This is a genomic window from Ruegeria sp. SCP10, from assembly GCF_040329495.1.
Taxonomy (GTDB): Bacteria; Pseudomonadota; Alphaproteobacteria; order Rhodobacterales; family Rhodobacteraceae; genus Ruegeria.
Map to the genome: position 1 here is coordinate 262,011 of NZ_JBDZYF010000004.1, position 6,000 is coordinate 268,010.

Annotated in this window: 5 protein-coding genes and 1 pseudogene; 1 reads left to right on the forward strand and 5 read right to left on the reverse strand. The window is 57.9% G+C overall.

Features of this window, described 5'->3' with window-relative positions; all coding sequences use genetic code 11:
• The first annotated feature begins 75 nt into the window (after positions 1-75).
• The gene (locus ABLN87_RS12645; RefSeq protein ID WP_353010726.1) at positions 76-1,467 is read left to right on the forward strand and encodes a D-alanyl-D-alanine carboxypeptidase family protein; all 1,392 of its coding nucleotides are present in this window, start codon (positions 76-78) and stop codon (positions 1,465-1,467) included.
• Between the two features lie 69 nt (positions 1,468-1,536).
• Here the strand turns inward: ABLN87_RS12645 and ABLN87_RS12650 are convergent, their stop codons facing one another.
• From ABLN87_RS12650 to ABLN87_RS12670, 5 genes and pseudogenes are all read right to left on the reverse strand, one after another.
• Entirely contained in the window at positions 1,537-2,784 is a 1,248-nt protein-coding gene (locus ABLN87_RS12650) for a hypothetical protein (protein ID WP_353010728.1), read from the reverse strand.
• A gap of 157 nt (positions 2,785-2,941) precedes the next feature.
• Complete coding sequence (locus tag ABLN87_RS12655; protein WP_353010730.1) at positions 2,942-3,703, reverse strand: LamB/YcsF family protein; 762 nt, start codon at positions 3,701-3,703, stop codon at positions 2,942-2,944.
• Positions 3,704-3,715: 12 nt separating this feature from the next.
• The gene (locus ABLN87_RS12660; RefSeq protein ID WP_353010732.1) at positions 3,716-4,714 is read right to left on the reverse strand and encodes a biotin-dependent carboxyltransferase family protein; all 999 of its coding nucleotides are present in this window, start codon (positions 4,712-4,714) and stop codon (positions 3,716-3,718) included.
• Positions 4,711-5,460: a 5-oxoprolinase subunit B family protein gene (locus tag ABLN87_RS12665; protein WP_353010734.1), complete on the reverse strand. Its 750-nt coding sequence runs from the start codon at positions 5,458-5,460 to the stop codon at positions 4,711-4,713. Before ABLN87_RS12665 ends, ABLN87_RS12660 begins: the two co-directional genes overlap by 4 nt.
• 343 nt (positions 5,461-5,803) lie before the next feature.
• Positions 5,804-6,000, reverse strand: a pseudogene (locus ABLN87_RS12670) (hypothetical protein); the annotation flags it as partial.

Below are 6,000 nucleotides of genomic sequence, written 5' to 3' on the forward strand. Positions count from 1 at the left end.
TGACCGGGAAAACCCGGCGGCGCGAGGCAGACAGAGGCAAAGATCGTGCAGGTTCGGCGGACAGTTCCGGCCCGAATGGGCTTATTTCTCATCGTATTGATGATGGTGCTTTCTTTTGCGCCGTTTAAATCTTTGGCGGCACCTTATGCGGCTATGGTGATCGACGCCCGGACCGGAGAGGTCCTTCATTCGCGCAACGCCGATACTCGGCTGCATCCGGCGTCACTGACCAAGATGATGACGCTGTATATAGCGTTTGAAGCGGTTCGGAATGGCGAGATCACGCTGGACACGCCGGTTCGTATCACCAAAGCAGCGGCAGCCGAGCCGCCGTCGAAGCTTGGGTTACGTTCCGGTCAAACGATTGCGTTTCGGTATCTCATCCGCGCAGCGGCTGTGAAATCGGCCAATGACGCAGCCACTGCCATTGGCATCGCGCTGAGCGGATCCGAGGCCGCGTTTGCGCGTCGCATGACCCGGACCGCCAAGGCGATGGGGATGAGCCGCACGACCTTCAAGAACGCTCATGGTCTGACCGAGGCGGGGCATTTGTCTACCGCGCGCGATATGACCACGCTGGGGCGTCACCTGCTGTATGATTATCCGCAATACTATAACCTGTTCTCGCGCCAATCGACCAATGCCGGGATCAAGACTGTTCCGAACACGAACCGCCGCCTGCTTGCCGCGTATCGCGGTGCGGACGGGATCAAGACGGGATATACCCGCGCTGCAGGCTTCAACCTCGTTGCGTCGGCCAAGCGCAAGGATGAGCGCATCATCGCAACCGTATTTGGTGGCAAGTCGGGCGCGTCTCGGAACGCGAAGGTTGCCGAGCTGTTGGATATGGGCTTCCGTCGCGCCCCGTCGCGTGCGCCCATTCGCAAACCCGGACGACCTGCTTATGCGGGCAACACGGGTCTTGGCGGCTCGACCCAGGTGGCGGCTGTCAGCGGTGCGCCCAAGGCAAGCCTGCGCCCAGTTATTCGTCCCGTTGCCACACAGGTCGCCAGCGCCGTTGTTGAAACCGCGAACCAGAACCGGGATCGCATCCAGGACGGTATTGCCGCAGCAATCGCCGAGGCCGACATAGCGCCAACAGCCCCTCCGGTCGAAAGCTCGGACACGCGCCCAGCCTTGCGGCCTGAGAACTTGACCGTGGCACAAGCTGAGCCCGCTGAGCAGCCGGAACCCGAACAAGAGGTTGTGACCCGTCTGTCCACATCTGGCGGGCATCTATGGGGCGTGAATGTGGGCCGCTACACCTCGCGCTATGAGGCCGAGAAAATCCTGCTGAAAACGGCGTTGTCAGAAATGACCACTTTGGAAGGCACGCTGCGCAAGGTCAGCCAAAGCTCGAAAGGGTTCGAGGCAACGTTTCAGGGCATGACCCGGGAACAGGCCGATCTGGCCTGCCGTCGCCTTCAGGCGCGCAATGTCACCTGTTTCATGATCGGGCCGTCATAAGATCCGACATTCTCTCTCCTGATGGGTCTGGGCTGCGGCGTTTCGCAGCCCTTTTTTCATCTCAGGCTCTCAGTCGAATACGTGACCATGTTCATATTGTTCGTCTTGTCCCGCCGCTGCGGTCAGGGCTGCCACGTTATCCTTGGTGAAGAACCCATCATAGTGGTGGCAGCGTTCGATATATTCGGTGATCAGCAGCGTGCATTTCGAATGCTTCGAGAAGATCTGTTTCAGGTTCGGGTCGTCTTTGCATTCCCCGACCACGTGCGCCAGGAACGGCACACCTTTGTCCTTCAGTGTATTGACGACAAAATCGACATTCTTTTTACCCGCGCCATGGTCCCCATCCTGAATCTCGACGGCCATATGATGTAGGCGGCGGCCAAAATTGCGCACAAAGTCTTCGGTTGGCATCGGCAGCTTCGCAAAAGAATTCACGAAAGACGGCGTGTTGTTTGCGGTGAACACTTTGGCCGGGGATTTCTTGTCATCATCCACATTGGCGTTGCGGTTCACATTGGTCGAGGAATTCATGTCAAAGATGTTGTATGCGCCCCAGAAATAGTAGGGTACCATCGTCAGAAATTCGAGGATCGCATCTTCTCGTTCACCCGCCAGAACCCGCGTGGCAAGGTGGTCAATGCCCAGCATCAATGGCGCGATGTTGCTGTCATTGCCGAATGCGGCTGCTTCCTCAAGCTTTGCCTTTTCAGCATCGCTGAGCAGCACTCGATCCCCAAGGCCAAGGCTGTCGGGGTCGTTGAAATCCAGCGTGGAGTATCCAACGCGATTGCAGGTGAAATCTGAAGGTGTGGTGAAACGGAAGCCATCCAGAGTGTAAAACGGGTTTTCGGTGTCGCCGGAATACTCAAACCGGATGTTCTGATCTTCGAGCGTCTTGGTCAGTGCGTTCAGATCGCTCGCGGCAAAGATCTCTCCGACGTAACGGGTTTGTGGGGTTTTGCGGGCGAGCGGATACATACGGTTGATCCGGGGAATGAAGTCTTCAAACCCATCGCTCAGCGGGGCCATCAGGATCAGCGCCGGGTAGTTGGCATGCGAATGCAGGACCGAGAATTTATGTGTCCGGCCCAGATGGCTGGCCGAATGGCGATAGGGGGTCATGACATAAAGTTCGAGCATCGTATCGAACAGGGCGGTGGTTTCGACCTGAATGACAATCGCACGCATCGGTCCGACCTGATCGGCGATGCCCGAGCTGGTTCGCCGCTCGTAGATCATCGGCAGATATTCGTGAAAGAAGTCCGAGTTCTTCTTGTCGCCTCGCGGTTCGTAAGACATCAGATCAAAAGACATGCGCGCCTCCTTGCGGGGTATCCGGCTGCATGCGCAATGGCCGGGCCAAATTGGCTGGAATAACAGTATTCAGAACATGCACTTGGATGCATGCTAGGCGCTGAACCCCGTTCGGGCAACATCCAGACTTTAGGTCTTCCGGATTACGCCCAGATGTCTATCGAGTGAATTTTGTCACCTCGACCCCGCCCGCGATCAGATTTTCGCGGACTGAACGGGCGATCTGCACTGCCGTTGGCCCGTCGCCGTGCAGACAGATCGTATCGATTGCGGTCTCAAGGTGTTTGCCAGATTCGGTGATAATCGCCCCTTCGCGGACCATGTTCAGGATGCGCGACCCGGCGATCTCGGGGTCATGAATCACCGCGCCGGGCAGGCTGCGATCGACCAGAGTGCCATCGTCGTTATAGCCACGGTCGGCGAAGATCTCGCCCACCCATTTGCAGCCAAGTTCGCGCACCGCCGCTTCCTGTTTTGTCACCGCCAGCACCATGATGATGATGTCCGGATCAACATCCAGCGCCCCCTGATAGCAGGCCCGCGCCATGTCGATATCGACCGAGCACATATTGGCCAGAGCGCCATGCAGTTTCAGGTGCCGCACTTTGGTGCCAACAGCTGCCGCCATGCCCATCGCCGCGCCCAGTTGATACCGCACCAGATTGCGCAGGCTGTCATGGGGCAGTTTCATATTGCGACGGCCAAAGCCCTGAAGATCGGGAAAGCCCGGATGCGCGCCGATGCCGACACCGTTCTCGGCCGCCAATGTCATCGTCTTGGCCATCACGTCCCAGTCGCCGGCGTGAAACCCGCAGGCGATATTGGCCGAGGTGATGATCTTCAGCAGGGTTGTGTCATCACCCATGTTCCAGGGGCCAAAGCTTTCGCCCATATCGGCATTCAGATCCACGCGCGGCATCAACAGGTCTCCTTAGTCGGTGGCAGAGATCACTCCGCCGATCAATTGGTAGGACAACAGGTCCGCAATGTCATGCGGGTCACGTATGAGTGGCTCGATACGCCCCGGCAACCGGGCCAGATCGGATCGAAAGGCGGCGTCTAACTGCATGGCCTCTTCCAGAGATACGAATTCGAAACGGATCATCCCGCCCGCCGGTACCTGCACCGCGCGCGGCATGTCGCAGGGCAGAACAGTGGCGATCCGAGGGTAGCCACCGGTTGTCTGGCATTCGGGCAGCAGGATGAACGGGTTGCCGGTTCCGGTCATCTGGACGTCGCCGGGGGTTATGACCTCTGACAGGATGTTCAGTTGATCCTTGGCAGCGAACCCTTCACCATTGCTTTCCAATTGCATTCCCATGCGGTTGGCGCGCGTTCCCCGTTTGAATTCGGTTCGAGTAAACCGGGTCAGAGTGTCCGTATCAAAGAGAGGGGTTTGAAAGCTTTCAAGAACGCGCAGCGTACAGCCATCAAAACGATCAGCAGGCGGCAGCTTAAATCCGGTCTCGCCCGTGTCTGGCCCGGCAGGCAGGGTATCGCCTGCCTTGACCGAGCGACCGACCTTGGCGGTCAGGTGGGTTGACCGAGAACCGAGGAACATCTCACTGTCGATCCCCCCCCCCAGATGCAGGTAGCCATAGCTGCCCTGCAATGCCGCGCCAACTGTCAGGCGCTGCCCCGGTTCCAGATGATGCGATGCATTCCAGACAATCGCAGCCCCGTCGATATTGGCTTGCATTGGCGCACCAGTTAGCGCAATCCGCACGGGTTGGGTGGCTTCGAATTCGCCACCCATGCCTGCCATTTCCAAGGCCGCAAAGTCTGGGCTTTGACCCAGTAACACCGCCCCTTCATGCAGCGCTAATATGTCAGCCACCCCGGATCGCGAAAGCCCCTGATCGAGATACCCCACGCGCCCTTGATCCTGAATGGTGCAGGCGGGGCCGATGCGTCGGACGATCAGGCTCATGGCGTGATCTCTTGGAAGGTCGCGCCACCAAGCCCGTCGTCATTGTTGGCGCGGATACGCTCCAGATCATCACGCGATACCGGTTCGAACAGCAGCTCATCTCCGGGTGCTAGGGTGAATGTCTCTGTCATATCGGGTCGAAAACAACGGAAAGCCGTCTGACCGATATGCCGCCATCCGGTTGGCGTGGGGCCGGAAAACAGAACGAACTGAGATATGGCCAGCACCAGGGCGCCTTCGGGGACCATGGGTGTCAAGTCTTGCAGTCTTGGGATGTTGAACTCGGGCCCGAGTGGCCCGAGATAGGGCTGGCCCGGCGCGAACCCGATTGTCAAAACACGTACCTTAGAATGACTCAGCCGCCGCACTGCTTCGGTGGGGCTCAGACCTGCCGCCTGTGCCGCATCCTCGAGTTGCGGAGCGAGGTCCGTGCCATAGACCGTAGGCACCCGCCATAGCTTTCGACCTGAGGGGAGGGGAGTATTGTACCAGTCCCTTGTCTTCAGCAGTTCCTTGAGGGTGCCTGCCATATCCGCGTGGGTCACCCGGGCCGGATCAAGCCGAAGATAAGCGGACCCAAGCGTGGCCGATGTCTCCAACACCCCATCGAGGTCCAGCCGCTCAACCTCGGCCCGGAACGACAGGGCTGCGCGGTTCGCGGGATCTGACATGGTTTCGGCAAAGGTGACCAGTACACCATCAAAGCCGACATTGCGTACCATCGGATAAGAAAGGGTGAGGGTCATATACACCACGTCTTGAATTGCACCTGCTCAGGCAGGAGCAGACCGTATCAGGCGCAAATGCGCAAGGTCTGTTCATATGCTGATCGTCCTATGGGGTTTTGCGAAGTATTTTCTCGCACCCATCGAGCCAGATTGATCTTTTTTGTGCAGCGCGCGTGATGAATCGGTGGTTCACAGAGTTTCGACTCGGTGTTTCGAGCCGCACCGTCTTGGGCCCGGATGCCGCTGAGCCCCAATATGTTGTGCCAAGCCATTGGCGAACAAAAGAGCTGCTTGGGGTTCAAGGCGACATACCCCTGGATTATGCCTGTATTTCAGTACGTCGATGGATGCTAACAATCTGTTATTTATAGTTTATTTTTGAATGTGCAAAAAAATGCGCCAAGATGTAATTTTCTGCTTGCGGCTTATGTTTGTTATGCTTAGAACCCCCTTCACCGGCGGCGCTGAGGTTGTTGTTGGGACGCTTTAGATGGCGGAGACGGGCCGGAGAGACGGTTGAGACGCTCAGGAGAGACTGGGGGCATCTGAGGTTGTTGA

Coding starts and splice junctions, on each gene's coding strand:
- ABLN87_RS12650 (WP_353010728.1), bottom strand. CDS start 2,784: ATGTCTTTTGATCTGATGTCTTACGAACCGCGAGGCGACAAGAAGAAC.
- ABLN87_RS12645 (WP_353010726.1), top strand. CDS start 76: ATGGGCTTATTTCTCATCGTATTGATGATGGTGCTTTCTTTTGCGCCG.
- ABLN87_RS12660 (WP_353010732.1), bottom strand. CDS start 4,714: ATGAGCCTGATCGTCCGACGCATCGGCCCCGCCTGCACCATTCAGGAT.
- ABLN87_RS12665 (WP_353010734.1), bottom strand. CDS start 5,460: ATGACCCTCACCCTTTCTTATCCGATGGTACGCAATGTCGGCTTTGAT.
- ABLN87_RS12655 (WP_353010730.1), bottom strand. CDS start 3,703: ATGCCGCGCGTGGATCTGAATGCCGATATGGGCGAAAGCTTTGGCCCC.